Genomic DNA, 26,533 nt, shown 5'->3' on the forward strand with positions numbered 1-26,533 from the left:
ACCCCCGGTCGCACCGCGATTGCGAGGGGACCCTCATGTTCTCGGGTCGTCCCGCGGCGGCTCGGCGCCGGGCTCAGCGGACGAGCCGGAGGCGCTGCGCTGCGCGCCGGACCGTGAGGCGCTGCCCGAAAGACAATGACAACGCGTCGGCCTCGATGCCGTCCCCGAAGCACACGAGCAGGTCCGACTCCACCGTCACGACCAAGGCCTGCCCGTCGGCGATCAGGCCCTCGGTGCAGGTGGTGCCGGTCGCCGGCGACGGCCATGCCTCGCGGACGAACCAGCACAGCTCGGCGCTGGTCGGTCCCGGCAGCTCCAGCACGCTGCGCCGCTCCTGCCAGCTCGACCGGAGCCAGCCGGTCGCCCCGGTCCCGGTGCCCGCGAGGATGCCGGACGACGAGTGCCGCTCCACCCGCTGCCCTGCCTGGACGACATAGCGGGCGGACTGGTGGCTCGGATGACCGATGAAGACCTCGTTGAGCGCCCGCAGGACCTGGCCGTCGTCCGTCACCGCCTCCACCATCGTGCGTTCCTCGAGCGGTGCCGACCCGCGGGCGTACGCGTCGAGCACCGGCGCCACCGCGTCCGGCGGGTGCGTGACCAGGATGCCGGGGTTCCAGGCCGGCTCGGGGTTGACGCCAACGACCGGCTGGGCGGAGAGATACTTGGCGACGTTCGCCACGAGCCCGTCCTGCCCCACGGCGATGACGAGGTCCTCGGGGCCGAACACGAACCGGTCGAGCTCGGACCGCTCCACCTCGGTGCGTCGCCAGTCGACGGGGATCGCGGCCGACGTGGCCGATCGCGCCGCCTCCAGCGCAGCGTGACGCTGCTCGACGTCGGCGATGTCACGGCCCCGCGACGCCAGCACGAACTCGGCCTGGCGGTGGGTGCCGTGGCGGGCGACCAGGTCGTCGTACTCCGATCGTCGGTGGACGACGACGGCTCGGGGCCGCAGGCTCACTCCGCCACCGGTGCTGCGCTCTCCTGTTCCTCGCCCAGACGCGAGAGCAGGGGCGCCAGGAGCTCGGGCGTGATGCTGAGGTGCGTGATCGGCGGCAGGTTGGCGGCGAGCTCGCGCAGCGCGAGGGCGAGCAGCTTCTCCTGGTCGACGTCGCCGTACGCCGCGAACTTCGCCGTCTCGGCCGTCGCGTCGGCCTCACCGATGAGGCGGGTCCGCGCCGCGTCCGCGTCGGCGATGAGTCCCTGCTGCTCGGCCCGGGCGACCGTGGCGATCTTCTCGGCCTCGGCGCGCTCGCTCGCCCGCTTGCGCTCGTTCTGCCCCTGCTGCGAGACCAGCTCCTCCTCGCGGCGGGCCAGCTCGATCTGGTTGGTGAGCTCGTTCTCGGCGATCGCCCGCTCGTTCTCCACCGCGACGGCACGTCGCTCGAACGTCGCGCGATCAGCCTCCTGCTGCACGGCCTCACGGGTCGGCGTCTGGAGCGCACGCTCGAGCTCGGCCTCGGCCCGGATCGCGACGACCCGCACGTCCGTGACCGAAAGACCGCGCTCGATGAGCCGCTGGTCGTTCGCGAGCTGGTCGGCGACCTGCTGACGGACCGGGCCGATGCCGTGCGCGAGGGCCTCGGCCATCGTGATGCCGGCGAGGTACTCCAGCGCCGGCTGCTGCGCGAGCTCGGTCAGCAGCCCACCGAGCCGCTCGAGCGGCCGGGCGTTCCACTCACCGGTGCGCGGGTTGATGCCGAAGTCGATGCGGGTCGCCGCCACGGCCGGGTCCGACACGCGGTACGTCACGGTGGCCTGCACCGAGACGACCTGGAAGTCCGACGTGCGCGCCTGAAACATCAGCGCCTGCTCGCGGTCGTCCATCGGCACCTCGGCGAGGGCCGCGGTACTGGGGCGGAACCAGAAGGAGACGCCTGCACCCGACCGCTTGACGGTGCCACCGCGGAGCTGGAGCACGAACGACGTCGGGTCCGAGCGGAGGTGGTTGACGAACGGACGCTTCGAGATGTCTGCCATGGGGTCCCCTGAGAGTTCGGTGGGCCCAGTCTGCCGGAGGGTGGCGCGCACGCCGACAGGTGGGCGACACTCGATCCATGACCCTGGTCATCGGCATCCTCATCGGCATCGTGCTCGTCGTGGTCCTGCGGATCGCGTTCACCCGAGCGTTGCTGGTCAAGCTGCGACGCGACGTCGCGGCGCTCAGCCGCGGCGACTACGGACCCCTGCTCAGCGGCTTCGCCGACGACGCCGTGCTCGACTTCCACGAGGGCGAGCACCGATGGTCCGGCTCGTACGTCGGCAAGGCCCGCATCGAGGAGTTCCTGCAGTCGTTCGTCGGCGCGGGCCTGCACGGCGACATCCGCCAGATCTTCATGGGCGGATGGTCGTGGAGCATGACGATCCTCACCCGCTTCGACGACGCCGCCGATCTCGACGGCGAGCACCTCTACGACAACCAGACGGTCCTCGTCTGCCGCACCCGCTGGGGCAAGATCGTCCACCAGGCCGACTACTACGTCGACACTGCTCGCATCCTCGACCTCGACCAGAAGCTCACCGCTCGAGGCCTGTGAGACCACGCTCTCATGCTCGGCTGGACGTGATCTCGATACACCGCCTCGTTCCTCGGCGGCACTCGATCACCGAGCCGTTCGCTGGTCGAGTGCCTCGCGAGGAACGAGCGAGGTGTATCGAGACCCCTGTGGACACCTCGAGGCGCCACCGCACGACATCCGCCACCCTCGTCCCCATGGGTTTCATGTACATCCTTCGATGCTCCGACGGCAGCTACTACGTGGGCAGCACCCGCGACATCGACGCCCGCCTGCGACAGCACCAGTGCGGCGAGGGCGCCCAGTACACGAAGCGCCGCCGTCCGGTGGAGCTCGTCTACTGCCTGCCGTGTGAGTCGGTGGTCCAGGCCTTCTGGTGGGAGAAGAAGGTGCAGAAGTGGGGTCGGGCGAAGCGCGAGGCCCTCATCCGCGGTGAGCTCGAGCTGTTGCCGGAGCTGTCGAAGAAGACGTTCGACCGGGAGTGATCTCGATACACCGCCTCGTTCCTCGGCGGCACTCGATCACCGAGGAACCCCCGCACTCGAACACCGAGCCGTTCGCCGGTCCAGGTGTATCGAGACCACCGAGGAACCCCCGCACTCGAACACCGAGCCGTTCGCCGGTCGAGTGCCTCGCGAGGAACGAGCGAGGTGTATCGAGACCACCGAGGAACCCCCGCACTCGAACACCGAGCCGTTCGCCGGTCGAGTGCCTCGCGAGGAACGAGCGAGGTGTATCGAGACCCCCGAGGAACCCCCGCACTCGATCACCGGGCGGCTAGAGGGGCTTGAGCTGGGTGATCTTCCAGACCCCGCCGACCTTCTTCGCCGTGACGGCGAGCTGTGCTGCCGAGACACTGGACTCGTCGTCCTTGGCCCGCCGGCTCGACTGATCGAGGAACACCAGCAGCCGGGCGGTCGATCCGTGCAGCTCCTTGACCCCGATCGCCTGCACCTGAGCGGACAGCATGAGCTTCTGGCCCGGAGCACGCTCCTGCAGCGAGGCGAACAGCGTGTCGTACTCCGTCCGCGCAGCGCCGGCGAGCAGCTCGTCGGCGGCAGCCTCGGTCGATGCCGGGTCCTGGTAGTCGTAGGTCAGCACGCGACCCAGCGCCTGCGAGACGCTCGCCTGCACCTGGGCCGTGGTCTTGCTGTCCACGACGGCCCCGTTGTCGGCGGCCTCGCTGCGCTGCAGGTCGATGCTCATGTACCAGCCGAGCAGGCCCACGACGAGCAGCACGGCAGCGAGGGCAACGGGCCAGCCGCGGCGCACGATCCTCATGAGAGGCTCACCGCCACCTGCTGGAGAGTCTCGATCCGCCACCGGCCACCGACCTTGACGATGTCGGCGCTGAACCGGTTGCGCTTGACCGTCGGCTCGCTGTCGGGCTTGGCGGCGTCCTGCACCGTCACCTCGACCGCGGCGATGACCGTGGCCGAGGAGGCGTCGAGATCGACCACCGAGGCGTCGACGACGCGACCCGTGGAGATCTTCTTCTGCTCGGCGAGCAGCTGCCGGTCCTCCTTGCTGACCTGCGTGAGCTGGTCGCGCAGCGTCCCCGTCGTCACGGCGCCCCAGGCCTTCACGCCGGCGTCGACCTTGCGGTAGTCCAGCGTGTTCATGGTGGCGATGTCCTGGCGTGCCTGCAGCAGCACCGCGTCGCGCGTCTCAGCGGTCTTGCGGTCCTCGTCGCCACTGGTCTGCCACCAGGCGAAGGAGCCCGAGGCAGCCACGAGCAGCGCGACGCCGAGCAGCACGAAGCGCCACCCACCCCCGGACCGCTGGCGTGGCTCCGGGTCCTTGCGGCGGGACGCGGGTCGCTGCTGCGACTCGTCGTCGTCGGTCACCTTCTCGACCTCGTCGGTCATCATGACGTTCCTCCCATGAGATCGGCCAGCGAGTCCACGACCGACACCTTCGGCACCGATCCTGCCGTGGACGCGGCGTTCGACGCGACCCCGGCGGTGGCACCCGGACGCTTGGGTGCCGCCTTCGGTCCGCGGACGTTGGTGCCGGTGGACGGCGACGCCGTGCATCCGGCCTGGGTGTTGAACGGCTTGCCGCGGCCGGTGTCGAGCCCCTGGCGGACCGTGGTCCCCCCGTAGCCGCTGGTGCACGGCACCGGGTCGAAGTACGACTGGGCGAGGCCGAGGTTGAGACCATTCGAGCCGTTGATAGCCCAGCCGATGCTGAAGGCCGTGGGGACGTTGACGAGCGCGTCCTCGACGCCGTCGGCGTTGGTGCCGAAGACCTGGGCGGTCGACACCAGGTTGCCCAGCAGCACACCGAGCGGGCTGCCGACCTGCTTGAACAGCTTGTCGATCGAGCGCGCGGCTGCCGGTGAGCTCTCGATCAGCGCTCGCAGGTCGCCGTCGGACGCCTTCAGGGTCGTGGCGAGCGTACGCAGGTCACCGCTGAAGCCGCGGATGCTGGCCGCCGACTCCTCCTGCGTCGACAGGACCGTGCTCGAGCTGTCGATCAGCTGCGACGTCACGAGGAAGTTGGTGTCGGCGGCTTCGACGAGGTCGCGCGAGGTGTCGAGCAGGCGGGCCAGGCTCTCGCCGGCGCCGCGCGACGCCTCGTAGCCCTCGTCGATGACGGTGGTCAGTGACTCCGGGTCGACCGAGCCGACGAAGTCGCGGCCGCTGCGCAGCACCTCGTCGATCGCCGGCGGAGCGGAGTCGCCGGCCGCCGAGAGGCGGTCGCCGTCCTGCAGCGTCGGCCCGGAGCCCGACGTGCTGCGCAGGTCGATGTACTGCTCGCCGATCGCGGAGCGGTTGGCGACCCGCACCTGCACGTCGGCGGGGATCTCGGGCGCCCCGCCCTCGATGCGCAGCGTCGCCTCGGCCCCCTCGGCCGTCGCGCTGAGCGCAGAGATGCGGCCGACGGGCACGCCGCGGTAGGTCACCTCACCGTTCTCGAAGGCACCGGCCGCGTCCGGCAGGACCGCTGTCACGGTGTAGCCGGACCGGGTGAGGTCGATGCCCACGTAGCGGGCGCCGAGGTAGGCGGTCGCGAGCAGGCCGACGACCACGAACGCGACGAGCTTGATCCTGATCCCGGACGTCAGCATCAGTCCTCACCGTCCTTGGGGGTCACGCCCGGCGTGGGTGTCGGGCTCGTCTCGGTGGGCTGCGGATCCGTCGGCTCCGGAGTGGGCTCGCCCGTCGGGTCGGGCGTCGGAGTCGCGGTGGGATCGTCGGACGGGGTGGGCGTCGGGCTCAGCACCGGCACGGTCGGTGACGGGACCCCGGGGATGGCCGAGTCGGTCGGCGGCAGCAGGGCCGGCGACGGGATCGTGATCTTCTTGCCCTTGCGCAGCCCGTTGGCCGGGTAGTTCGGGTCCTCGACCTGCGGCCAGGAGCACCCGATCGCCTCGCACCCGTTGGGCAGGGTGCGAAAGTTCGTCTCGACGAACACGTTGAGGTAGTCGCCCTTGATCGCGCCGAGCACCGAGTCGGGGAACGGGTAGGTGAGCAGGATCTGCAACGAGTCGGGCAGGTCCTGACCCGACTTCGCCAGCTGGGTGAGGATGGGCTCGAGCGCCTGCAGGTCCTTCACGATGTCGTCCTGGGCGGCGTCGAGAGTCTCGACGGTCACGTCCGAGAGCCGGTCGAGCGACCTCAGCATCGAGACGAGCTGCTCGCGCTGGTCGACCACGACCTGCATGCCCGGGCTGAGCCCGTCGAGCGCCGACGCGATCTTGGCCTTGTCGGCGTCGAGCGTCGTGCCGAGCGTGGCCAGCCCGTCGAGGGCGGACGTGATCGACTCCTTGCGCTCGTCGAGGCCTGACACGAACGTCTCCATCTGGCGCAGCGCCTTCTTGACCTCCCCGGGGCGTCCGGTCGAGACCTTCTGCAGCTCACGGGAGATCTCCTGGAACTGCCCGATCCCTCCGCCGTTGAGCACCAGCGACAGGGCGCCGAGCACCTGCTCGACCTGGGCGGCCTGCGACGTGTCGGCCAGGCCGAGCCGATCGCCGCTCGCGATCGCGGGACCGGCGACGGGCTGCTCCGGTCGCACGAGCCCGACGTACTTCTCACCGAGCAGGGACGTCTGCTGCAGGCGTGCCGTCGTGCCCGCGGGGAGGGAGACCGACCGGTTGACGACGAGCTCGACCTGCGCGCTGCGGCCATCGTCGTTGAGCGTGATCCTCGAGACGCGGCCGACCGCGACGTTGTCGACCTTCACGCTCGACTGGGGCACGAGGTCGAGGACGTCGTCGAAGTCCGCGGTGATCGTCACGGGGTTCGACCCGACGTCGGCGCCGCCCGGCAGCGGGGTGTCGTAGACGCCGCCCGAGAGCACGCCACACCCCCCGAGGGTGAGGCCCGCGACCAGCCCGGCCGCCACCCGGCCCAGGCGCCTCACCGGCCCTCACCCACTCCGGGCAGGAGCACCGGCGGCGCGTCGACCGACGACTTCGCGCTGAGCCCGTCGTCGGCCCAGATCGACACCTCGTTGAGGTTGCCGCGCCCGTCGATGGTGTTGCGCTCCGGGTCGTAGGCGCGGATGAAGTTCTGCAGGGCCACCGGGATCAGGCGCACCGACTCCTCGAGGGAGTCCTTCTGCTTGACCAGCACCTGCGTCGGCCCGAGCAGGTTGTCGACGCTGGTCTTGATGTTGTCGCGGTTGTCGTCGATGAAGTCGTCGACGATCACCAGCGCGTCGCCCAGGTTGGTGATCGCGTCCGCGAGGTCGTCGCTGTCGTCGGCGAGGTAGTCGGTGGCCTCCGCGAACTGGCGGTTGACGTTGGCGACGCCCCGGTCGTTGGCGACGAGCATGTCGTTGAACTCCTTGAAGTTCGCGATCGTGGCGAACAGGTCGTCGCTGGAGTCGGCGAGGGTCCCGGTCGACTTGCCGAGCTCGTCGATGGTGCGGTTGATGCCGGCACCGTTGCCGGCCAGGTTGCTGGCGGCGACGTCGAGCAGGTCGGACAACGCCCCCTTCGAGTTGGCGCCGTCGGGGCCGAGCTTCGTGGCGACGTCGGTGATGCTCGTGTAGAGCTCGTCGATCTCGACGGGCACCGCGGTGCGCTCACGGGGGATCTGCGCACCGTCCTCGAGCCGCGGCCCGCCGGTGTCGGGCTTGGTCAGCTGCACGTAGCGATCACTGACCAGCGTCGGCGCCACGATGACGGCCGCCGTGTCGGCCTCGACGTGCTGGCCGGCCTCGAGCGTCATCGACACCCGTACGCCGTCACGCCTCGGCTCGACGGCGGTGACCTTGCCGACCTCGACGCCGAGCACCTGCACCTCGGAGCCGGGGTAGAGACCCACCGTCGACTCGAACACCGCGTCGACGCGCGTCCCGCGGTCGCCCAGGGAGCGCCACGCGAGGAAGCCCGCCACCACGAGGGCAAGGACGGCGACGGTCCCGATGGTCCTGCGCGAGATGCTCATTTCCCGCCTCCCTTGCTCGGCGTGCAGTTGCGTTCGACGTCGTTCTCCAGCTGAGGACGCGTCTCGTCGGTGAACAGGCCACAGATGTAGGAGTCGACCCATCGCCCGTTGCCGAGCGCCGAGGTCACGACCCGGTAGTAGGGGCCGAGCTTCTTCAGCGCGGAGTCGAGGTTGTCCTGGTTCTCCTGCAGGATGCGGGCGACGTCGTCGAGCTTCTCCAGCGCCGGGCGCAGCTGCTTCTCGTTGTCCTTGACCAGGCCCTGCAGCTGCGTCCCGAGCCGCGCGGTGCCGTCGAGCATCGCCGCGACCGTCTCGCGTCGCTGGCCGAGCTCGTCGAGCAGCGAGCTGCCGTCGGTGATGATCTTGGCGAACTCGGCGTTGCGGTCCTTGAGCGTCCCCGAGACGGACTTGGTCGCCTCGAACAGCTTCGCCAGCTCCTCGTCGCGGCTGGAGATGGTGCGGGACAGGTCGGTCAGCCCGCTCACCATCGTGCGCACCGACTCAGGCGTGTCGCGGAACGCGTCGCTCAGCGCGTCGAAGCTCGCCTCGAGCTGGGTCGTGTCGATCTCGCCCACCGTGTCGGAGAGGTCGGAGAACGCCTCGTTGACGTCGTACGGGGTGGTCGTGCGGTCGACCGGGATGGCGTCGGCGAGCTCGGCGCGGCCGGCCGGCACGAGCGCGAGGAACTTCTGCCCCAGCATCGTCTTGACCTTCACCGAGGCGGACGTCTGGTCGCCGAGCCGTGCGCCCTTGGCCCGGAACTTCACCTCCACCGTCGCACCGTCGAGGGAGATGTCGGTGACCTTGCCGACCTTGACGCCGGCGACGCGCACCTCGTTGCCCTCCTTGAGGCCACCGGCCTCGGCGAACTTCGCGGTGTAGACGTGCCCGCCACCGATGATCGGCAGGGACGCGGCGTTGAACGTCAGCGCGAAGATGACGACCATCGAGACGATGCCGACGACCGCGATCACGATCTTGTTGCGCTCGGCGAACGCCGTGGGGTACTTCGTCATCATCGGCACCTCTCGGCGATGGGCTTGACGCCGAGGTCACCGAAGTAGCCCTCGGGCTTGGGGATCTTGCCCTCGATCGAGCAGGCGTAGAAGTTGAACCACGATCCGTAGGAGCCGGTCCGCCCGATGCGGTCGAGCTTGACCGGCAGCTTCTCGAAGAACGAGTCGAGCTGCGGCTCGGCCTTCGACAGGTTGGCCGACAAGTCCTCGAGCGCCGTGATGGAGCCCCGGAGCGGCTCACGGCCGTCGTCGAGCAGGTCGGCGACGCTCGACGTCAGGTCACCGAGGCCGTCGAGGGTGCTGCCGATCGTCTTGCGGTCCTGGGCCAGCCCGCTGACCAGCTGCTGCAGCGTGACGATCGTGGTGTCGAGCTGGTCCGACCTGTCGTTGACGGTGTCGAGCACCGAGCTGAGGCTGGTGATGAGCTGCCCGATGACCTCGTCCTTCGTCGCCAGCGTCGAGGTCAGGCTCGCGGTGCTCGACAGCAGGCCGTCGACGGTTGCGTCCTCGCCCTGGAAGACCGCGACGATCTGGGCGCTCAGGTTGTTGACGTCGTCGGGCGACAGCAGCCGCAGCAGCGGCTGGAACCCGTTGAACAGCATCGTCAGGTCGAGGGCCGGCTTGGTGTGGTCGAGGTCGAACGTGTGACCGGGCGCGAGCTCCGGGCCGGGCGAGGCCGGCGGCTCCAGCGCGATGTAGCGCTGGCCGATCAGGTTGCGGAACCGCAGCTCGGCGACGGTCCCCTGGGTCAGGGGTGCCGAGCGCGCAGCGGTGAAGGTGACGCGAGCCCGACTCTCGTCGGACACCTCGATGTCGCTGACGGTGCCGACCTTGACGCCGGCCATCCGGACGTCGTCGCCCTTGTTGAGGCTGGTGGCATCGGTGAACATCGCGTGGTACTCGCGGGTCGACCCCCCGCTGTCGTTGCGGATCGTGGCCGCGAGCGCGACGGTCGAGAGCACCGTCACCAGGACGAACGTGATGCTCTTGATCAGGAGCTTGGTCACTTCAGCACCACCTTCGTGCCGCGAAGGGTCGGTCCGAGCAGGAGGCTGCTCCACCGCGGGTAGTCGTCGGGCGCGATGCCCTGGGTGGGCGCGACGATCTCGGCGACGAGCTGGTTCTCGGCCGGCGAGTTGGCCTGCCCGAGCCCGGCGCCCGCCGACGCGATGGCCTGCGGAGCCGTCGACCGCGGCGGGGCGATGGTCTCCGGCTCGGCCGCGCTGCCGGACGATGCCGGCTTGGTCCCGACCTGTCCGGTCACGTAGGGGCACCGCGGCGAGCGGCCGGATGCGTACTTCACGGTGTCCTTGCCGGCGAGATACTTGCCACGACTCTCGACGACGTCGAGGCGCACGTGCAGTCCCGGCTCGTCGGTGCCCTTGCCGAGCGCCTTGTCCATCGCGGGGATGTACGAGCGGGCCGACCGGAACAGGCAGGGGAACTGCTTGGCGTACGGGCGCGCGGCCTCGAGCGCCGCGCGGCTCTCGTCGGCGAGCACCTCGATCGTCTCCTGGTTGTCGCCGACGAAGCCGCGGGTCGTGTCGGCCGACGAGATGACCGACGCGTAGACCTCGGTGAGCGCGTTGCGCTGGTCGACCAGGGTGCGGGACGTCGTGGTGAGCGAGTCGAGCGCGTCGAGCAGGTCGGGCGCCGCGTCGGTGTAGACGTCGGCGACGCGGCCGAGCCGGGCGAGGTCGTCGGTCAGCTGCGGCACCTGCGGGTTGAGCTTCTGCAGGTAGTCGCCGAGCTCGGTGAGGGTGTCGCCGATCTCCTCGCCCCGCCCCCGCAGGGTCGTCGACAGCTCGCCGAGCGTCGCCGACAGCTTCTCGGGCTGGATCGACTGCAGCAGCGGGAGCAGCTCGTCGAAGACCTGCTCGAGCTCGACCGACTCGTCCGAGACGTCCTGGCCGATCGTGTCGCCCGAGGAGAGCCCCTCTCCCGCGGGCTCGGCCGGCCGGACCAGCGAGACGTAGCGCTCGCCGAAGAGCGTCTTGGGCAGGAGCCGCGCGGTGGTGCTGCGCGGCAGCTCCTTGGAGGTGTCTGGGTCGAGCGCCAGTGTGACGACGGCACCCTTGCCGTCGGCGGAGACCTTGGACACCCGGCCGACCGGGACGCCGTTGAGCTTGACGTCCGACCCCTTCTGCAGGGCGTTGCCGACCGGACCGGTGGTCAGGTCGACGTCGACGCTCGAGACGAACGCGCGGTTGTAGGTCAGCACCGCGACCGCGACCAGCACCGCAGCCAGCAGCAGGTAGCCGAGCCCGAGGCCGGCGTCCAGGAGGCGTCCCCTCATCCGGCGATCCTCACGGTCGTGGTGGTGCCCCACAGAGCCATCGAGAGCAGCAGGTCGAGCACGGCGACCGTCACGATGCTGCGTCGGACGGCCGTGCCGACCGCGATGCCCACGCCCGCCGGCCCGCCGGCGGCCTTGAAGCCCAGGCGGCAGTGGATGAGGATGATCAGCACCGAGAAGACCAGCACCTTCGCGAACGACAGCAGGATGTCGATCGGCGGCAGGAACAGGTTGAAGTAGTGGTCGTACGTGCCCGCCGACTGGCCGTAGAGGTAGATCGTCACGAACCTCGCGCCGGCGTACGACGTCAGCAGGCCGATGACGTAGAGCGGGATGATCGCGATGAATCCGGCGATGACGCGGGTCGTCACGAGGTAGGGGACGCTCGGGACCGCCATGACGGTGAGGGCGTCGACCTCCTCGTTGATGCGCATCGCACCGAGCTGAGCCGTGAAGCCCGAGCCGACCGTCGCCGACAGGGCGAGGGCCGCGACCAGCGGAGCAATCTCGCGGGTGTTGAAGTAGGCCGAGATGAAGCCGTTGAGCGTCGAGGTGCCGATCTGGTCGAGCGCGGCATAGCCCTGCATGCCGACGACGCTGCCGACGAACAGCGTCATGCCGAGCATCACGCCGATCGTTCCGCCGATGACGGCCAGCGCGCCGGAGCCGAAGCTGACCTCCGAGAGCAGTCGCATGACGTCGCGCGGGTAGCGCTTGAGCGTCGCCGGGATCCAGAGCATGACCCGGCCGTGGAACCGGATGTCCTGACCCATCGCGGCCAGGCCGTCGATCGGGCGGTCCCACCAGCGGGGGTCGCGGGGTGCGTGTGCGGTCATGTCAGGCTCCCTTGCCCGGCACCAGCTGGAGATACAGCGTGGTGATGACGAAGTTGACGAAGAACAGCATCAGGAAGGTCACGACGACCGACTGGTTGACCGAGTCGCCGACGCCCTTGGGCCCGGGCGCCGTGTTGAGCCCGCGGTGGCAGGCGATGACGCCGGCGATGAACCCGAAGATGACGGCCTTCATCTCGCCGACCCAGAGGTCCTGGATCTGGGCCAGCGCCGTGAAGCTCGCGAGGTAGGCACCAGGGGTACCACCCTGCACGATCACGTTGAAGAAGTAGCCGCCGAGCACGCCGACGACCGACACCAGCCCGTTGAGCAGCACGGCCGCCCCGATGCAGGCCAGCACCCGGGGGACGACGAGCCGCTGCACCGGCGAGACGCCCATGACCCGCATCGCATCGATCTCGTCGCGGATGCGGCGGGCTCCGAGGTCGGCGCAGATCGCGGCACCGCCGGCGCCGGCGACGACCAGGGTCGTGACGATCGGCGCCGCCTGCTGGATGACGGCGAGGACGCTGGCCGCCCCCGTGAAGGACTGGGCGCCGACCTGCACGGTCAGCGTGCCGAGCTGCAGGGCGATGACCGCCCCGAACGGGATCGCGACGAGGATCGCCGGGATCCACGAGACGCTGACGACGAACCAGAACTGCTCGAGTGCCTCGCGGGCGGCGAACGGACGCCGGAAAGTCGCGCGGGCCGTGTCGAGGCCGAGGGCGAAGACGTCGCCCACCACGGTCAGCGCGCGGGAGACCGCACCCAGCAGCGGCACGCCGGCGACTCGGTCGCGTTCGTCGTCGTCGGCGACGTAGAGCCGCGCACCTCCGGCGGCGACGCGCTCGCGGTGCCGACGCTGGGCCGGACGCACCTCGCCCGACCGCGGCTCGAGCTGGCGCGGCAGCACCTCGATCGCTCGGGCGCCGGCGTGCCGGGACATCAGGGCGGTGCCGCTGGGGCCCGAGTAGTCGACCGGCTCGTCGAACAGGTCGCTGCTGCGGTGGTCGGTCTCCTCGCTCATGCCGATCGGTCCGTCGGGATCGCCGCTCATGAACTGCGAGACGACCGGGTGGTCGGTGAGCAGGAACTCCTCGCGCGGCCCGAACATCACGAGCTCACGGCGATAGAGCATGCCCAGGTTGTCGGGCATCGTGCGGGCGAGCTCGATGTTGTGGGTGACGACGAGCATCGTGGCGTCGGTCGCGGTGTTGACGTCGACCAGCAGCTGCGCGAGGTTCGACGTGCGCACCGGGTCGAGGCCCGAGTCGGGCTCGTCGATCAGGATGATGTCGGGGTCGGTCACGAGCGACCGGGCCAGGCCGGCGCGCTTTTTCATGCCGCCGGAGATCTCGCCGGGCACCTTGTGCTCCTGGCCGACCAGGCCCACCATCTCGAGCTTCTCCATCACGATCGAGCGCACCTGCGACTCGCTCTTGCGGGTGTGCTCGCGCAGCGGGAAGGCGACGTTGTCGTAGACGTTCATCGAGCCGAACAGTGCGCCGTCCTGGAAGAGCACGCCGAACTTCTTGCGCATCTGCAGGCGCTGTGACTCCTTGGCGCTCACCATGTCCTCGCCGTCGACCAGGATCGAGCCTGCCTCGGGCTCCACGATGCCCATGATCGACTTGAGGAACACCGACTTGCCAGTGCCGGACGGGCCGAGCAGCGCCGTGATCTCGCCCGGCGGGAACGCCAGCGTGACGTCGCGCCAGATGTTCTGGCGCCCGTACGACTTGGTCAGTCCGCTGACCTCGACACTGCCGCCCATGCGGGCCCCCTGACGTCTTGGTGATGGATCTTGGCGGCACCGCTCCCCCGGGACGGGCGGTGCCTCCCGAGACCGTAGGGGTGCTGCGCGTCACAGTTCCAGCCCCGTCCGGGCAAACGTCGTCATTCGACGGCTGGATTGTCATGCGCGTGACAACTATTCACAGATCCGCGTCGGCGGACGATCTTGTCACCCTCGTCACAACTTTCAGGACAGTCCGTCGCGAAACCGGTTCCGGGTCTGGACGTGTCCTCACCCCGCCCCTTCACTGGCACCATGCGCGTCGACCGTCACGACGCGAGGCACCACGGGGAGGGATCGCATGACCGTTCTGATCACGGAGGCCGGCTCGCTCGACCACCTGCTCGACCTGCCGGCACTCGACCCCGCCGTCGTCGTGGTCTGCCGCGAGCGGGCGGGTGACCTGAGCGGGCGGATCACCCGGCGCATCCGGGCCGAGGTCGCGGCGTTCGCGACCACCACCGACCCGCGCATCGAGGCGGCCGTCACCGAGGCGATCACGTGCGCCGTCGACGCGTTCATGGACGCCCTGGCGCGCCGCCGCACCAGCATCCGGACGGTCTTCGCGTTCTACCGACGTCTCGGCGAGCTGCAGGGCCGAGGCGGGCACGACCTCGACGCGATGCAGGCCGCGCACCAGATCGCGACCCAGGAGTCGTGGGACGAGCTGCGCGAGATGACGCTCGCCCTCGGCCTGCCGGCCGAGGTCGTGGCCCGCGTGGGACACGCCGTCATGACGTACCAGCGCCTGCTGCTCGACCAGGCTGTCGCCGGCTACACCAGCGCGCGCGGTGACAACCGATCGGCGCGCCACCAGGCCCGCACCCAGCTGCTCGTCGAGCTGCTCAGCAACGGACGCGCCGACCGCATCGCCGAGCTGGCCGACGAGAGTGAGTGGCCGGTCCCGCAGCAGATTGCCGTCGCGGTCGTCGCCTCGCACTGCAGCGCCACCACGAGCAGGGTGCTCGCCGAGCATCCGCACGTGCTGGCAGGCGTGCGACGTGGACGCCTCGCGATCGTGGCCGACGCCGACGAGGTCGTCGACGTCGCCCGACGCGTCGTCGACGAGATCGGCGGACCGGTCGCCATCAGCTGGGGCGTCGCGTCGACCGACGTCCGTCACGCGGCCCGTTGGTCGTTCCGCGCGCTCGAGCTCGCCGACACCGGCATCATCACGGCTCCTGACGACAAGATCGTGTGGTGCCGCGACCACCAGGCGCACCTGTGCCTGCACGCCGACCCGATGCTGCGCCGTCACGCCGACGCAGACCTGCTCGCCCCGCTGCTGGCCGAGAGGCCCAAGCGCCGGGCCGCCCTCGCCGAGACCATGCTGCTGTGGCTGCAGACCCGGCACAGCGCACCGGTGCTGGCCGAGCAGCTGGGCGTCCACGAGCAGACCGTGAGGCACCGCCTCCGGCACCTCAAGGCGATGTTCGCCGACGAGCTGGCCGACCCGACCCGCACCGTCGACCTGTTGACGGCCCTCGAGTCGACGACACCGGGCTGGCGCCGAGACGCCGCCTGACAGCGCTTGCCCCACCCTGGAGGCAAGGGAACGCGGACCCGGGAGTCAGATCAGATCCAACGCAATCGGAGAGATGTGGCCCCGGGTCCGCGCCCCTCCAGCCTAACGAGGATGCCCCGTTCGGCGCCTCGGCTTCCACAGGCAGCGGCCCGGCCGACCCGTGATGACCCACGAGCCGGCCGGACCGGTCCAACGGCAGTGACTACTCGACGACCACGCCGTTGCTGGCCTGGATGTCGACGGTGTTGCCGCCACCGGGCACCAGCGCGTTGATCAAGGCCGTGTTGAGGCCGCAGTTCTCGAAGCTGCCGATCGAGTAGGTGCCGGTCAGGTTGCCGCCCGCGATGATGTCGAAGCCCTCGTCGGCAGGCGTTGCGACGGGGATGCTGACGGGCACCTTGGTCTGGCACTTGCTGCCCGCGAACGTCGGGAAGCCGACGATCTTGATGTTCGAGAGCTTGACGTAGTACGTGGCCGTGGCGTTGACCTTGGCCTGGGTCTGCGTCAGGTCGATGCGGCCGGTGACCGAGCCGACGGGGATGAAGTCGACGTTGGCCTTGACCGGGAGGAAGCCGGCCGCCTTGAACTCGGTCGACGTGCCGGGCAGCGGCAGCGATCCCGTGAAGTCGCCCGTGTCGATGTCGAGGTCGGTCGTCAGCGTCGTGGGCTTCAGCTCGATGGTCGACTTGGTCTTGGCGATGTAGCTCGTGCCGACGGCGTCGTGCTTGAGCGTCACGATGGTCGCGGCGTGCGCGGCCATCGGGATGAGGCCGAGCGCGGCGCCGGCGGTGACGACGCCGACGCGGCGACGCCAGGTGGTGGACAGGGTCATGGTGGTGCTCCTTCGTGCGGGTGATGGGAGTGGCGACGTGCAGGGATGGTCCGGTCGGGGACGGGAGGAGGCCCGTCCCCGACCGAGCAGGTGGGCGTCAGCTCGCGTTGATCGCGCCGTCGGCCGACGCGACCGTGAAGACGCCACTGAAGTTGGCGTTCTGGCCCGTCGTGACCTGGCCGAGGCAGCCACTGGCGGACGTGACCTTGAGGTTGCCGGTGAAGCCCGTCTCGCTGACGGTCAGCTTCTGGGTGGCCTCGTTGAACGTGCCGTTGGCCGAGCCGGTCACGGTGAACCGGCAGACCGCGTTGCTGACGTTGGCGGTGATGTTCTCGACGTGCCCGCTGATGACGTCAGTGGCGCCGGCGGTTGCCGCACTGGTGCCGTGCAGCTTCCACGAGCCGACGGTGGTGACGGTCAGGGCACCGCCGGGACCGGTGCAGCCCACGAAGTTGATCTTGTTGATCGCGGCGATGTCGGTGATGCCCGCGCCACTGGCGACGGTGGAGGCCGGGGAGGCCGGGACGTTCGCGCTGGAGCATCCCATCGTGAGGGTCGGGACGGCGAACGACAACGCTCCGGCCGTGGCGGTGATGTTGTGCGTGCCGGCAGCCGAGCTGCCTCCGACCGCGACGGTGTAGGTGCTGCCGGTGGCCAGGGCCGGGCCGGCGGCGCCGACGGCCGCCAGCGCGATCGCTGCGGTTCCGATGGCTGCGTGCTTGAGCTTCATGGGTCTCTCCACTTCTCTCAGTGCGTTGGATCTGGTCATTCGTGACGGGTGTCACGTCGCCATTCAGCGCACGTCGGCCGAGCAGCAGGCAATGGCCGAGGTCGGAAAAAATCAAAACGGCGGAGAGATTGTCATGCGTCTGACAATCTGCGCCGGTCCACCGTCGTCGAGGCGAGTTGTCACCCACGTGACAATTAGTCGCGCTTCGACCACCGTCTCGATGCGAAGTCGTTGACCCGCTCCGGACACGGCTGCGAGCGTGCCTGCATGACACGCCGTGCCCGCCCGCTGCGCCTTGCGGCGATCGCCTGCCTGGCTGCGCTGGGCCTCACCACTCTTCCGTCCTCGTCCGTCGCGGACGAGCAGCGAGAGGGACGCAATCCGGGCCTGCCCTACCCGGACTGTGTCGAGATGGACAGCCAGCCCTGTGAAAGCTTCCCGCCTGACTTCGTCGACCAGACGAGCTGGCTCAACTTCCCGCAGGTCGGGCTGGCCGGATCGATCCCGGCCCGGCAGTGGACGCGGGTGCCGTTGACGATGGTGGCTGCATCCATCCAGTTCGGCTACGCCTACCCCGGCGAGCAGGCGAACGACTTCACCTACTACATCCGGGCCTTCTTCACCTCGCCGAGCGGCTCGAAGCATCCCTACGGCGACTCCGCACTGATCCCGATCCGCACCGTCGTGTTCGGGTCGATTCCCGTGACGGCGACCCTGCAGGTGAGCCAGCGCCGCGACGGCAACGGGCTTCCCTACCCGCTGATCTTCCAGCCTCACGACCATCAGGAGTATCAGCCGCGCGCGGGCATCGAGTTCATCAAGACCATCGAGTCGGCGACGCTGGAGGACCGCGTGGACGTCCGGGTCCGGGACGTGACCGTGGACGGTGTCGACCTTCGGCTGGGCTCCTCGTGCGGCACCGGACCGACGGCCCAGCTCTCGGTGTCGAACCGCAAGCTCGTCGTGGAGACACCGTACGGCTACGAGTCGACCACGGGCTTCGGCAAGCTCGAGGACGAGTTCGACCCGAAGATCGACCAGTTCGGCATCCAGGGCGGAGCGCTGCAGGGGACCCTCGACATTCCCGCCTTCACCGGCTGCGCGACCGCGTCGGGAGACGACATCTCCCCCATCCTGACCGCAGCCGTCTCCGGACCCGACAACCCGCTGATGATCAGGGTGGGGGCGACGAACTGCACGAACTACGGCACCGACGAGGACGGCGCCTTCATCTCCATCCCCAACCAGCCGGGCGTCGAGAGCCCCGACGATCCTCGCTCGGGATGCTCCCCCTCGCCGCACCCGAATCCCCGGATCGTCACGGTTCCCGACCAGTTCGAGATCCCCGACTACGCGCCCGGCGAGGAGCCGAACGACTGATCCCCCAGCCCGCTGGCGGGCGGCGTCCCCTCCCTCCGACCCCGCCTGCCAGCGCCCCATCCGCCGTTCCTGACCCCTGCCCCCTGACCGAGAGGATCGGTACGATGCGCTCACACGTCATCGCCATCGTGGGGGGAACATGGGTGATCGGGGGCCGTGGCACGGGGCAGAAGTCCGTGCCGTGACGGAGCCGCAGTCCGTCGAGCAGCACGCACGGGCGCTGCGCGAGCTCGTGCCGGCCGTGGCCGCCGAGGTCGCCGAGCGCATCCAGGCCGAGGTGCCCGCCTACGCGGGGCGACCGGACGGGCGCCGCCGCGACGTCATCGCCCACGCGGTGGAGCAGGCCACGCACCGCTTCCTCGACGGGCTCGACGGGCTGCCGCACCGCGACCGGGGGGTCGACGAGATGTTCCAGGCGATGGCCCGCGCCGAGGCCACCGGCACCGGCGACCTCGCCGCGATGCACGCTGCCCTGCGGCTCGCCGCGACGGTGACGTGGGACCACCTGCGCAGGGCCCAGGTCGACCACCCCGTGCCGGAGCAGGCCAGGGGACGGCTCGCCGACGCACTGTTCTCCTACATCGACGAGCTCGTCGCGCAGGCCGAGCTGGGCTTCGCTGCCGGTCGCCGAGCCATCCGGGGCGACCGGCGACTTGCCCGTGCGAGGCTCGCCGAGCAGCTGCTGTCAGGGCGACGGCAGACCCCGATCGCTGACGTCGACCCCAGCGTCTGGCACGTGCCCGAGTCCGTCGTGGTGACGGTCTCCGACCCCGACGCAGAGCAGCGCATCGATGTCGGTGCCCTCGCACTCACGCACCTCGTCGTGCGCCACGAGCAGCGCGTGATCGTGATCGCCGACGCCGCGAACGCCGACGACCTCACGGCCGCCCTGGCGGCGTACGGCACGCGGGTGGCGATCAGCTGGCCGGTCGACCCGACGTCCGTCCCCGCCGGCTACCGCTGGGCGCGCCGGGCCCTCGACCTCGTCCGCCGCGGGGTCATCCCCGAGCAGCCCGTGGTCGACTGCCGCGCGCACCGCACCCAGATCTGGCTGCACGCCGAGCCTGCCCTGCGCCAGCGGATGTGCCAGGACCTGCTCAAGCCGCTGCTGGCCGAGACGCCCAACTCCCGCGAGATCCTCTCCCAGACCCTGCTCGTCTGGCTCGAGACCCGCGACAGCGCGCCGGCCATCGCGGCCCAGCTCGGCGTCCACGCGCAGACGGTCCGCTATCGCTGGAAGCGCATCAACGAGCTGTTCGGCGACGACCTGCACGACCCGGAGTTCATGGTGCAGATCACGATGCTGCTCAAGGCCAGCGTGCCCCTGTGGCAGGCCGGCGACCAGAGCGACTTCGAGCGGTTCCGCGCCGAGGAGGGCGCAGAGCCGTGACCGGGACCCGAGACCTCGTGCTCGTCGCGGTCACCGTCGTCGCCGCGGCGACGTGGGCCGTCGCGGCGGTGGTGGACGGCAGCTCGCCGACGCAGGCGCTGCCCGCCGCCACGACCGTCGTGCTCGCCGTCGGCGCCGTGATCGTGCGCTCGCGCAGCGGACTCCCCGCGGGCGCGACGACCACGCCGCGGTGGTTCGTCCCGGCGGTGCTGCTGGTGGCCTCCGCCGGCGCCATCGCCTGGGGACTTCGCGACGACCCGGCCGCCGGCGCCCGTGTGGGCGTCGCGGCACTCGTCATGGCGAGCCCTGCCGCGACGATCCTCGGAGCCCCGCTCGCGTTCTCCGTCGGCGCCTCGCGAGCCCGGGCCCACGGGGTCCAGCTGCGTGACCTCGACACCGTCCGCGCGACGTCCCGGCTCGACACCCTGGTGCTCGAGAAGGACGGCACGGTCACCACCGGAGACCTCACCGTGGTGTCGGTCGAGCCGGTCGAGCCCGATCACGACCGCAACCTGCGCTGGTTCGCCGGAGCACTCGAGAAGGCGTCCGACCACCGCGTCGGTCGGGCCGTCGCGACGCTGTCGGCGCGCGGGCAGCTCAGCGACGTCGAGGTCGTCGACGGCCTCGGCATCCGCGGCTCGGTCGACCGGCATCCGGTGCGGGTCGGCTCCCCCGACTGGATCGGCATCGACATCCGCCCGACGATCTGGACCACGGTCGGCGTCGAGGTCGACGGGCGGGCGCTCGGCAGCATCACGGTGGCCGACGACGTCCGCCCCGACCTCACGCGCGACGTCGCGCGGCTCACCGCACTCGGTCTCGACCTCGTGCTGGTCTCGGGCGACGGCGACGAGCGCACCCGCCACGTGGCCGGCCTCGCCGGCATCAGCCAGTTCCACTCCGCGTGCGACGCGGCCCGGACCGGTGAGGTCGTCAGGTCGCTCGTCGCCGACGGCCTCGTCGTGGCGACTGTCGGGACGACGGCCTCGGACGGTGCCACGTTGGCGTTCACGACGCCCGACGAACCTGTCGCCGGCAGGCCTGTCATCGTCGTCGACGACCTCGCTCCCGCCCGGATCGCCGACGCCGTCGAGGCGGCCCGGGCGACAGGATGGCGGGTGCGTCGGAGCGGCCGTGTCGCCGTCCTGCTGGGCGCTCTCGGCGTCGCTGCCGCCCTGACAGGGGTTGCGGGCGCGGTCGTCATGGCCGCCACGGCCGCGGGCATCGCCGCCGTGACCGCCGCGGTGGCGACGTCCGGCTGAACCGCGTCGGCGGTCAGTTCGTCAGAACTTGACGACCCGCGTGCCGAGGGTCATGTCGGCGAACGTCCGCTTCTCGCGGTCCCAGATCGGCCACAGCCAGCCGAGCAGGCACGGCAGGCTGTCGAGGATGTGCACGAACTGGCGGGCGAGCACCAGACCGGCGCCGAGCGGGCGGCGTGTCTCGGCCGAGACCAGCGAGATGCCAAGGGCCTTCTTGCCGACCGTCTGGCCCGTTCCGCCCTCGAGGTGCAGCCAGTTGTAGCCGAACCAGCCGAGGGTGATGACGAGGTAGACCGCAGCCGGGACGCCGTCGAGGTTGATCGACAGCGAGAAACCGTCGTCAGTGCTCGACCGGATGCCGTCGGACATCGCAGCCATCACGATGAACAGCGCGATGAGGGGGATGACGTCGATCAGGTGGGCCACGACCCGCGCGAACCAGCCGGCGTAGACGGGGGGTGCGGGGGTGCCCGCCGTGTACGGATCTGCCATGACCACTCCTCGTCGACGTCGGACCGAAACCGTAGCGCCTTCGCGGTTCCGTGCGTCGGTTCCCCTTATCGTGAGGCTGACATGACGTCCTCCGCATCGACCACCGCTCTCTGGCGGGTTCGCGCTCTCGACCCGACGGGGGCGATCTCGTGGACGGCGCTGGTCCGTTCAGACCTGCACCCCGACGGTGCTGACGTCGAGCTGGCGGAGGCGGACGCCCTCGACGAGATCGCGAACGACGCCGTCGGCTTCGCGCGGCTCGCCCCTGACGGCTCGGTGGCACGGGTGGAGCTGACGTCGCGGGCTGTTCCTCTACTTCCCCCGCTCTGGTTCGTCGAGGTCCCCGAGCCCGATGCATCGCCCCCTGCCACCAGCCTCGTCGCCTTCACCGGCCACGGCATCGAGAGCGGGAGCCTCCTCGATCCCGACGCGGCTCGTGCCGCTCCGGTCCGCAACGCCGACCAGCTGGCCGCACTCCGGTGGTATCCCGCGACCGGAGAGGTGGACCAGGTCTACGTGCATCCCGGGCAACGACGCCACGGCATCGGGACCGCGATCGTGCTGGCCGCCGCGATCGTCACGTTTCCCCGGGGATGGGCCCGGCTGTGGGGCGACGGCCAGCGCACGAGCGACGGCGAGGCCATGAGGTCGACGAGCATCTGGAGCCACCGGGCCGCGCCCCTCACCCACCTCGCCCCGCCGATGACCCCTCCAGCGCCCTCGCCCCCGCAGGATCAGGAGAAGATGTGACGTTCTGTCCCCAACGACGCCGTTCGTGATGCATGCTCAGGGGGGCCTCGAGCAGCTGGGCCACTTCGCCACGACCCGTTCGGGGATCATCTTGTCCACACACTCCCACTCGTTCCTGCGTGTCTCGATCAGCAGGTTCGCCATCACCGGTGCCGCAACTCTCGCCTCGGTCATGAGCTTCGCCCCCGCCGCCGTCGCGGCCGACGAGCCGACCTCGGCCGAGCCGTCGCAGTCCGCCAGCCCGGCGGAGGAGCCGACTCCCCCGCCAGCTGCCGAGCCCGCACCGGCGCCGGAGCCCGAGCCCGAGCCCGAACCCGAGCCGGAGGCTCCGCCCGCCGCGACGCCCGCGGAGCCCGAGTCGGAGCCGGAGAGCCCCCCGGCCGAAGCCCCGGCACCCGTCGAGGACACACCGGACGAGACGTCCCCCGCCGTGCCGGTCACCGAGGGTCGAGCCGCTCCGACCGCACCCGACGCCTCCACCGAGGAGAGCGCAGTCGCTGAGGCCATCGCCCCCGACTTCGGGTTCCAGAAGTTCCGCGTAGGGATCAAGATCGCCGACGGCTCGTACGTCGCCGACGGCACCTCGCCGGCCGGTGCCACGTTCCAGATCGCCTCGACGGACGCCGAGGGCGCCACAACCTACGACACGTGCACGGCCACCGTCGTCGAGGGCGACACCGCCTACTGCCCCGCTCCGACGACGGGTGTCCTGGAGCGCGCCGCGGCAACGCCCGACGTGACCGTCACCCCGGGCAACCCGTTCGGCCCCAACTTCACGGCCGCCCCCGGAGCGACCGTCACGATCGAGCAGACGTCGGCCCCCGAGGGACTCTCGCGTTCCACGCTCGTCGCCGCCCTCGAGCCGTGCGAGAACACCGACCCGCTGCCGTGCGACACGAACGACGTCGTGTTCGAGAACACGGGCCTGGCACCGGTGGCGACCTTCGACGACGTCGACACCGAGGCCAACACCCCCGTCCTCATCGACGTGCTGGCCAACGACGAGAGCGACGACCCGGCGACGACGATCGACGTCCAGCAGGCCCCCGCGAACGGCACGGCCGAGGTGGTCACGCGCGACGGACGCCAGCAGATCCTCTACACCCCGAACACCGACTTCAACGGCCGCGAGACGTTCTCGTACAACCTCACCAACTCCAACGGCACCAGCCAGGCGAGCATCCGGGTCGACGTGGGTGACGTCGCTCCGGTGTACGGATCGCAGAAGTATCGGGTCGGCGTGCAGGTCGCCGACGGCTCCTACGTGCCGGAGGGCACCACGACGAGCGGCAGTGAGTTCACCGTCACCACGACCAACCAGGACGGGACGTCGTCGTCGTTCACCTGCACGACGGGCCCGGCCGGTGGACCGCCCGCCAGTGCGTCCGGTTGCCCCGGGTCAGGATTCCTCGGCTCCTACACCGCTCCTGCCGGATCGACCGTCACGGTCGTGCAGGCCACGGCAGCACCCGGGCTCGTCGCCTCGACGCAGCAGCAGACGCTCGAGCCGTGCAACGTCCTCGAAGATTCCTGCGGATTCACCAGCGTCTTCTCCTTCGACTTCAGCAACACCGGGCTCCTGCCGGTGGTCGTCGACGACGAGGCCACCACCGACGAGGGTGAGGCCGTCCGCATCGACGTGCTGGCCAACGACGAGAGTGACGACCCGGCCACGACGCTCGACCTCGAGACCGATCCGAGCCACGGAACGGCCACCGTCGTGGGGCAGTCCGCCGGCGCCAGGGTCAGCGCGGTGCCCAGCGCCGGAACGCTCGCGATCGAGTACACGCCGGCTGACGGATTCAGCGGGGAGGACACCTTCGAGTACGCGGTGACCAACTCCAACGGCACCTCCACCGGCACCGTGACGGTCGAGGTCGTCCCCGACGACGAGGACGGCACCGACCCGGGCGACGGCGCCGACCCGGGCGACGACAACGACGACACGGGCGTGTCCGACAACGGGGCCTCCCCCAGCGACGGGACCACGTCCGACGCCGCCCTGCCGGACACCGGCGGCGCGGACTGGCGCCTGCTCGGCCTGGCCGGACTGCTGCTCGGGACCGGCAGCGTCGCCACCGCCGCGGAACGTCGCAGGCGCGCCGGTGTCCACCGAGCCTGACCGAGGGACCCCACCGGGCTTCTGGGCGTGCCGCGGCCTCGCGGACGACGGCAGCCCGGTGTGGGTCGCGGGCGCCGGCTCCGACCGGCACGCCGACGGCGAGCTCGTGGAGCTGCCCGCGACCGACGCGATCGCCTACCTCGCGGGTGCCACGCTCGCCGTCGCCCACCTCGGACCCGAGCAGGACGTGGTGGCACTCGTGGTGACACCGCTCGGGGCGCCCAAGGCGCCCCCGCTGTGGTTCGCCGAGCTGCCCGAGCCCGACGCCGCCCCACCGGCCCTCAACCTCGTGGCGTTCACGGGGCACGACGTCCAGCCCGGCCGCCTGCTCGATCGAGGGGCGCTGCGGGCCACCTCGGCCCGGACTCGTGACCAGCTCGGCGCTGTCCGCCTCTACCCCGCGACCGGCGAGGTCGACCAGCTGTACGTGTCACCGCAGTGGCGTCGACAGAGCATCGGCACCGCCCTGACCCTGGCTGCCGGCATCCTCGCGTTCGCCCGGGGTTCTTCGTTGCCGTGGGGCGACGGCCAGCGGACGTCAGACGGCGACCGGATGACGCAGGCGAGCGTCTGGCGCCACCGAGCGGCGCCGCTGACTCACCTCATGCCACCCATGACGCCGATGGACGAACGTCTCGACTAGCGACGCATCTTGCGCCAGATCACGACCTGGCTGTCGGCGATCAGTGCCGGGAGGTTCTGCACCTCGTGCGACTTGACCAGCTCGGCCTGCAGCTCGGCGACCTTGGCCTGCAGCGCGAGCACCTGGTTCTCCAGCTCGATGACGCGCTTGACGCCCTCGAGACCAAGGCCCTCGGCCGTCAGGCGGGCGACCGTGCGGAGCAACTCGATGTCGCGCAACGAGTAGCGCCGCCCGCCGCCACCGGTGCGGCCGGGCGCGACCAGCCCGAGCCGGTCGTAGGTGCGCAGCGTCTGCGGGTGAAGCCCGGAGAGCTCGGCCGCGACGCTGATCACGAAGACCTTGGCCTCGGGACCCGGCGGCTGGAACGCGGCCGGATCGTGCCGGCTGGGACCGCTGGACATCACGTCACCGCCTCGAACAGTCCGTCACGCGGCGAGCCCGCGCCGCGTGCCTCGCGCAGCGCCTCGATCGCGGCGCGCTCCTCGTCGGAGAGCTCGGCCGGCACCTGCACCTCGACCGTGACGAGCAGGTCTCCGCGGCCGCCGGCCTTGGTGACCGCACCCTTCCCACTGGCGCGGAAGGTCCGCCCGGTGGGCGTGCCCGCTGGGATCTTGATGCGGACGGGCGGCCCGTCGAGCGTCGGCACCTGGATCTGCGCGCCCAGTGCAGCCTCGTCGAACGTCACGGGGACCGTGATGGTCAGGTGGTCGCCCTTGCGGCCGAACAGCCGGTGCGGCTCGACGTGCACGACGAGGAAGAGGTCACCGTTGGGACCTGCGTTGTCGCCCTTGCCGCCCTTGCCCTTGAGCCGGATGCGCTGGCCGTCCTTGACGCCCGCCGGCACCTTGACGTTGAGCGTGCGGCTCGACGGCGCACGGCCAGATCCCCAGCAGATGTCGCAGGGGTGCTCGACGATGAGCCCGCGCCCGCGACACTCGTCGCACGGCTCGGTCATCGCGAACAGGCCACCGGCAGCGCCCGTCTGGCTGCCACTGCCCTGACACTTCGGGCACACCTGGGGGGTGGTGCCCGGCTTGGCGCCGGTGCCGTGACAGTTGGTGCACGCCTCGTCGCTGGTCATGCGCAGCGGCAGGGTGGCCCCATCGACGGCCTGCTCGAAGGTGATCGTCGCCTCGGTCTCGAGGTCGTCGCCCTTGCGGGGCTGCGGACGCCGCGAGCGTCCGCGTCCGCCACCACCGAACAGCCCGCCGAACAGGTCGCTGACGTCGAAGTCCTGCGGGGCCCCACGGCCACCGAAGCCCGTGGGACCTCCGCCGCCGCGGAACTGCCCGAACATGCTGCGCTGCTCGTCGTACTCCTTGCGCTTGTCGGCCGACGACAGCACAGCGTAGGCCTCGGAGACGCCCTTGAAGCGCTCCTCGGCGGCCTTGTTGCCGGGATTGGAGTCGGGGTGGTTGTCGCGGGCGAGCTTGCGGTACGCCTTCTTGATCTCGTCCTGCGTCGCGTCCTTCTTGACCCCGAGAACCTTGTAGAAGTCCTTGGTCGCCCAGTCACTCGCTGCCATGTCGCACCCCTCCTCTCA

At 70.5% G+C, this 26,533-nt stretch carries 26 protein-coding genes; 9 read left to right on the forward strand and 17 right to left on the reverse strand.

Translation table 11 applies throughout. From position 1 onward, the window contains the following. Window positions 1-73: 73 nt before the first annotated feature. A complete protein-coding gene (locus tag HQK15_RS02625; RefSeq protein ID WP_173489871.1) occupies window positions 74-964 on the reverse strand; it encodes a diacylglycerol kinase catalytic domain-containing protein in 891 nt (296 codons plus the stop codon). Continuing rightward, window positions 961-1,983 (reverse strand): SPFH domain-containing protein, encoded by a 1,023-nt coding sequence (locus HQK15_RS02630; RefSeq protein ID WP_173489872.1) that lies wholly within the window; start codon window positions 1,981-1,983, stop codon window positions 961-963. Before HQK15_RS02630 ends, HQK15_RS02625 begins: the two co-directional genes overlap by 4 nt. 77 nt (window positions 1,984-2,060) lie before the next feature. Between HQK15_RS02630 and HQK15_RS18270 the strand changes: the two genes are divergently transcribed. Continuing rightward, window positions 2,061-2,540, forward strand: a complete 480-nt coding sequence (locus HQK15_RS18270) for a nuclear transport factor 2 family protein (RefSeq protein ID WP_217361324.1) — start codon at window positions 2,061-2,063, stop codon at window positions 2,538-2,540. A gap of 176 nt (window positions 2,541-2,716) precedes the next feature. Then, on the forward strand, window positions 2,717-3,004 hold the full coding sequence (locus tag HQK15_RS02640; protein WP_173489873.1) for a GIY-YIG nuclease family protein: 288 nt from the start codon (window positions 2,717-2,719) through the stop codon (window positions 3,002-3,004). Between the two features lie 292 nt (window positions 3,005-3,296). Here the strand turns inward: HQK15_RS02640 and HQK15_RS02645 are convergent, their stop codons facing one another. Genes HQK15_RS02645 through HQK15_RS19215 form a run of 10 tightly spaced genes read right to left on the reverse strand, consistent with a single transcriptional unit; the run spans window position 3,297 to window position 13,843 of the window. Beyond that, entirely contained in the window at window positions 3,297-3,800 is a 504-nt protein-coding gene (locus HQK15_RS02645) for a hypothetical protein (protein ID WP_173489874.1), read from the reverse strand. Continuing rightward, window positions 3,797-4,387, reverse strand: a complete 591-nt coding sequence (locus HQK15_RS02650; protein WP_173489875.1) for an Rv1363c family protein — start codon at window positions 4,385-4,387, stop codon at window positions 3,797-3,799. Before HQK15_RS02650 ends, HQK15_RS02645 begins: the two co-directional genes overlap by 4 nt. Further along, window positions 4,387-5,592 carry an MlaD family protein gene (locus HQK15_RS02655; protein ID WP_173489876.1) on the reverse strand — a complete coding sequence of 402 codons (1,206 nt, stop codon included), beginning with the start codon at window positions 5,590-5,592 and terminating at the stop codon, window positions 4,387-4,389. Before HQK15_RS02655 ends, HQK15_RS02650 begins: the two co-directional genes overlap by 1 nt. Beyond that, entirely contained in the window at window positions 5,592-6,890 is a 1,299-nt protein-coding gene (locus HQK15_RS02660; RefSeq protein ID WP_173489877.1) for an MCE family protein, read from the reverse strand. The genes HQK15_RS02655 and HQK15_RS02660 overlap by 1 nt, the downstream gene beginning before the upstream one ends. Continuing rightward, complete coding sequence (locus tag HQK15_RS02665) at window positions 6,887-7,921, reverse strand: MCE family protein (RefSeq protein ID WP_173489878.1); 1,035 nt, start codon at window positions 7,919-7,921, stop codon at window positions 6,887-6,889. Before HQK15_RS02665 ends, HQK15_RS02660 begins: the two co-directional genes overlap by 4 nt. Continuing rightward, entirely contained in the window at window positions 7,918-8,937 is a 1,020-nt protein-coding gene (locus tag HQK15_RS02670) for an MCE family protein (RefSeq protein WP_254450664.1), read from the reverse strand. The genes HQK15_RS02665 and HQK15_RS02670 overlap by 4 nt, the downstream gene beginning before the upstream one ends. After that, on the reverse strand, window positions 8,937-9,944 hold the full coding sequence (locus HQK15_RS02675) for an MCE family protein (RefSeq protein WP_173489880.1): 1,008 nt from the start codon (window positions 9,942-9,944) through the stop codon (window positions 8,937-8,939). Before HQK15_RS02675 ends, HQK15_RS02670 begins: the two co-directional genes overlap by 1 nt. Further along, window positions 9,941-11,233 (reverse strand): MCE family protein, encoded by a 1,293-nt coding sequence (locus HQK15_RS02680; RefSeq protein WP_173489881.1) that lies wholly within the window; start codon window positions 11,231-11,233, stop codon window positions 9,941-9,943. The genes HQK15_RS02675 and HQK15_RS02680 overlap by 4 nt, the downstream gene beginning before the upstream one ends. After that, window positions 11,230-12,069, reverse strand: a complete 840-nt coding sequence (locus HQK15_RS02685) for an MlaE family ABC transporter permease (protein ID WP_173489882.1) — start codon at window positions 12,067-12,069, stop codon at window positions 11,230-11,232. The genes HQK15_RS02680 and HQK15_RS02685 overlap by 4 nt, the downstream gene beginning before the upstream one ends. 1 nt (window position 12,070) lies before the next feature. Then, entirely contained in the window at window positions 12,071-13,843 is a 1,773-nt protein-coding gene (locus HQK15_RS19215; protein WP_437340236.1) for an ABC transporter permease, read from the reverse strand. Window positions 13,844-14,165: 322 nt separating this feature from the next. Here HQK15_RS19215 and HQK15_RS02700 point away from each other — a divergent pair, with 322 nt between their 5' ends. Next, complete coding sequence (locus HQK15_RS02700; protein WP_173489883.1) at window positions 14,166-15,389, forward strand: PucR-like N-terminal domain-containing protein; 1,224 nt, start codon at window positions 14,166-14,168, stop codon at window positions 15,387-15,389. Between the two features lie 202 nt (window positions 15,390-15,591). Here the strand turns inward: HQK15_RS02700 and HQK15_RS02705 are convergent, their stop codons facing one another. After that, window positions 15,592-16,221: a hypothetical protein gene (locus HQK15_RS02705; RefSeq protein WP_173489884.1), complete on the reverse strand. Its 630-nt coding sequence runs from the start codon at window positions 16,219-16,221 to the stop codon at window positions 15,592-15,594. Between the two features lie 97 nt (window positions 16,222-16,318). Next, window positions 16,319-16,951: a hypothetical protein gene (locus HQK15_RS02710; protein WP_173489885.1), complete on the reverse strand. Its 633-nt coding sequence runs from the start codon at window positions 16,949-16,951 to the stop codon at window positions 16,319-16,321. A 267-nt stretch (window positions 16,952-17,218) separates the two neighbouring features. On the opposite strand from HQK15_RS02710, the gene HQK15_RS02715 reads away from it, so the two are divergent. The 3 genes from HQK15_RS02715 (at window position 17,219) to HQK15_RS02725 (ending at window position 20,983) form a co-directional block, all read left to right on the forward strand. Next, window positions 17,219-18,331 (forward strand): hypothetical protein, encoded by a 1,113-nt coding sequence (locus HQK15_RS02715; protein WP_173489886.1) that lies wholly within the window; start codon window positions 17,219-17,221, stop codon window positions 18,329-18,331. Between the two features lie 181 nt (window positions 18,332-18,512). After that, complete coding sequence (locus HQK15_RS18955; RefSeq protein ID WP_173489887.1) at window positions 18,513-19,721, forward strand: PucR family transcriptional regulator; 1,209 nt, start codon at window positions 18,513-18,515, stop codon at window positions 19,719-19,721. Beyond that, window positions 19,718-20,983: an HAD family hydrolase gene (locus HQK15_RS02725; RefSeq protein ID WP_173489888.1), complete on the forward strand. Its 1,266-nt coding sequence runs from the start codon at window positions 19,718-19,720 to the stop codon at window positions 20,981-20,983. The genes HQK15_RS18955 and HQK15_RS02725 overlap by 4 nt, the downstream gene beginning before the upstream one ends. A gap of 21 nt (window positions 20,984-21,004) precedes the next feature. Here the strand turns inward: HQK15_RS02725 and HQK15_RS02730 are convergent, their stop codons facing one another. Continuing rightward, on the reverse strand, window positions 21,005-21,475 hold the full coding sequence (locus HQK15_RS02730) for an RDD family protein (protein WP_173489889.1): 471 nt from the start codon (window positions 21,473-21,475) through the stop codon (window positions 21,005-21,007). Between the two features lie 81 nt (window positions 21,476-21,556). Here HQK15_RS02730 and HQK15_RS02735 point away from each other — a divergent pair, with 81 nt between their 5' ends. Genes HQK15_RS02735 through HQK15_RS02745 form a run of 3 tightly spaced genes read left to right on the forward strand, consistent with a single transcriptional unit; the run spans window position 21,557 to window position 24,990 of the window. After that, window positions 21,557-22,225, forward strand: coding sequence for a GNAT family N-acetyltransferase (locus HQK15_RS02735; RefSeq protein WP_173489890.1), 669 nt, complete (start codon window positions 21,557-21,559; stop codon window positions 22,223-22,225). A 28-nt stretch (window positions 22,226-22,253) separates the two neighbouring features. Continuing rightward, window positions 22,254-24,347, forward strand: coding sequence for an Ig-like domain-containing protein (locus HQK15_RS02740; protein WP_254450751.1), 2,094 nt, complete (start codon window positions 22,254-22,256; stop codon window positions 24,345-24,347). Next, entirely contained in the window at window positions 24,331-24,990 is a 660-nt protein-coding gene (locus HQK15_RS02745; RefSeq protein ID WP_173489892.1) for a GNAT family N-acetyltransferase, read from the forward strand. Before HQK15_RS02740 ends, HQK15_RS02745 begins: the two co-directional genes overlap by 17 nt. Here HQK15_RS02745 and HQK15_RS02750 read toward each other — a convergent pair. Beyond that, window positions 24,987-25,391, reverse strand: coding sequence for a heat shock protein transcriptional repressor HspR (locus HQK15_RS02750; RefSeq protein WP_173489893.1), 405 nt, complete (start codon window positions 25,389-25,391; stop codon window positions 24,987-24,989). The two genes, HQK15_RS02745 and HQK15_RS02750, sit on opposite strands and share 4 nt — an antisense overlap. Beyond that, window positions 25,391-26,515, reverse strand: a complete 1,125-nt coding sequence (gene dnaJ, locus HQK15_RS02755) for a molecular chaperone DnaJ (protein WP_173489894.1) — start codon at window positions 26,513-26,515, stop codon at window positions 25,391-25,393. The genes HQK15_RS02750 and dnaJ overlap by 1 nt, the downstream gene beginning before the upstream one ends. Window positions 26,516-26,533 lie beyond the last annotated feature (18 nt).

Origin of the sequence: Aeromicrobium stalagmiti, assembly GCF_013283745.1 — a bacterium.
GTDB classification, from domain to species: Bacteria; Actinomycetota; Actinomycetes; order Propionibacteriales; family Nocardioidaceae; genus Aeromicrobium; species Aeromicrobium stalagmiti.

Coding starts and splice junctions, on each gene's coding strand:
- HQK15_RS02630 (WP_173489872.1), bottom strand. CDS start 1,983: ATGGCAGACATCTCGAAGCGTCCGTTCGTCAACCACCTCCGCTCGGAC.
- HQK15_RS18270 (WP_217361324.1), top strand. CDS start 2,061: ATGACCCTGGTCATCGGCATCCTCATCGGCATCGTGCTCGTCGTGGTC.
- HQK15_RS02640 (WP_173489873.1), top strand. CDS start 2,717: ATGGGTTTCATGTACATCCTTCGATGCTCCGACGGCAGCTACTACGTG.
- HQK15_RS02645 (WP_173489874.1), bottom strand. CDS start 3,800: ATGAGGATCGTGCGCCGCGGCTGGCCCGTTGCCCTCGCTGCCGTGCTG.
- HQK15_RS02650 (WP_173489875.1), bottom strand. CDS start 4,387: ATGACCGACGAGGTCGAGAAGGTGACCGACGACGACGAGTCGCAGCAG.
- HQK15_RS02655 (WP_173489876.1), bottom strand. CDS start 5,592: ATGCTGACGTCCGGGATCAGGATCAAGCTCGTCGCGTTCGTGGTCGTC.
- HQK15_RS02665 (WP_173489878.1), bottom strand. CDS start 7,921: ATGAGCATCTCGCGCAGGACCATCGGGACCGTCGCCGTCCTTGCCCTC.
- HQK15_RS02670 (WP_254450664.1), bottom strand. CDS start 8,937: ATGACGAAGTACCCCACGGCGTTCGCCGAGCGCAACAAGATCGTGATC.
- HQK15_RS02680 (WP_173489881.1), bottom strand. CDS start 11,233: ATGAGGGGACGCCTCCTGGACGCCGGCCTCGGGCTCGGCTACCTGCTG.
- HQK15_RS02685 (WP_173489882.1), bottom strand. CDS start 12,069: ATGACCGCACACGCACCCCGCGACCCCCGCTGGTGGGACCGCCCGATC.
- HQK15_RS19215 (WP_437340236.1), bottom strand. CDS start 13,843: ATGGGCGGCAGTGTCGAGGTCAGCGGACTGACCAAGTCGTACGGGCGC.
- HQK15_RS02700 (WP_173489883.1), top strand. CDS start 14,166: ATGACCGTTCTGATCACGGAGGCCGGCTCGCTCGACCACCTGCTCGAC.
- HQK15_RS02705 (WP_173489884.1), bottom strand. CDS start 16,221: ATGACCCTGTCCACCACCTGGCGTCGCCGCGTCGGCGTCGTCACCGCC.
- HQK15_RS02710 (WP_173489885.1), bottom strand. CDS start 16,951: ATGAAGCTCAAGCACGCAGCCATCGGAACCGCAGCGATCGCGCTGGCG.
- HQK15_RS02715 (WP_173489886.1), top strand. CDS start 17,219: ATGACACGCCGTGCCCGCCCGCTGCGCCTTGCGGCGATCGCCTGCCTG.
- HQK15_RS02730 (WP_173489889.1), bottom strand. CDS start 21,475: ATGGCAGATCCGTACACGGCGGGCACCCCCGCACCCCCCGTCTACGCC.
- HQK15_RS02735 (WP_173489890.1), top strand. CDS start 21,557: ATGACGTCCTCCGCATCGACCACCGCTCTCTGGCGGGTTCGCGCTCTC.
- HQK15_RS02740 (WP_254450751.1), top strand. CDS start 22,254: ATGCATGCTCAGGGGGGCCTCGAGCAGCTGGGCCACTTCGCCACGACC.
- HQK15_RS02750 (WP_173489893.1), bottom strand. CDS start 25,391: ATGTCCAGCGGTCCCAGCCGGCACGATCCGGCCGCGTTCCAGCCGCCG.
- dnaJ (WP_173489894.1), bottom strand. CDS start 26,515: ATGGCAGCGAGTGACTGGGCGACCAAGGACTTCTACAAGGTTCTCGGG.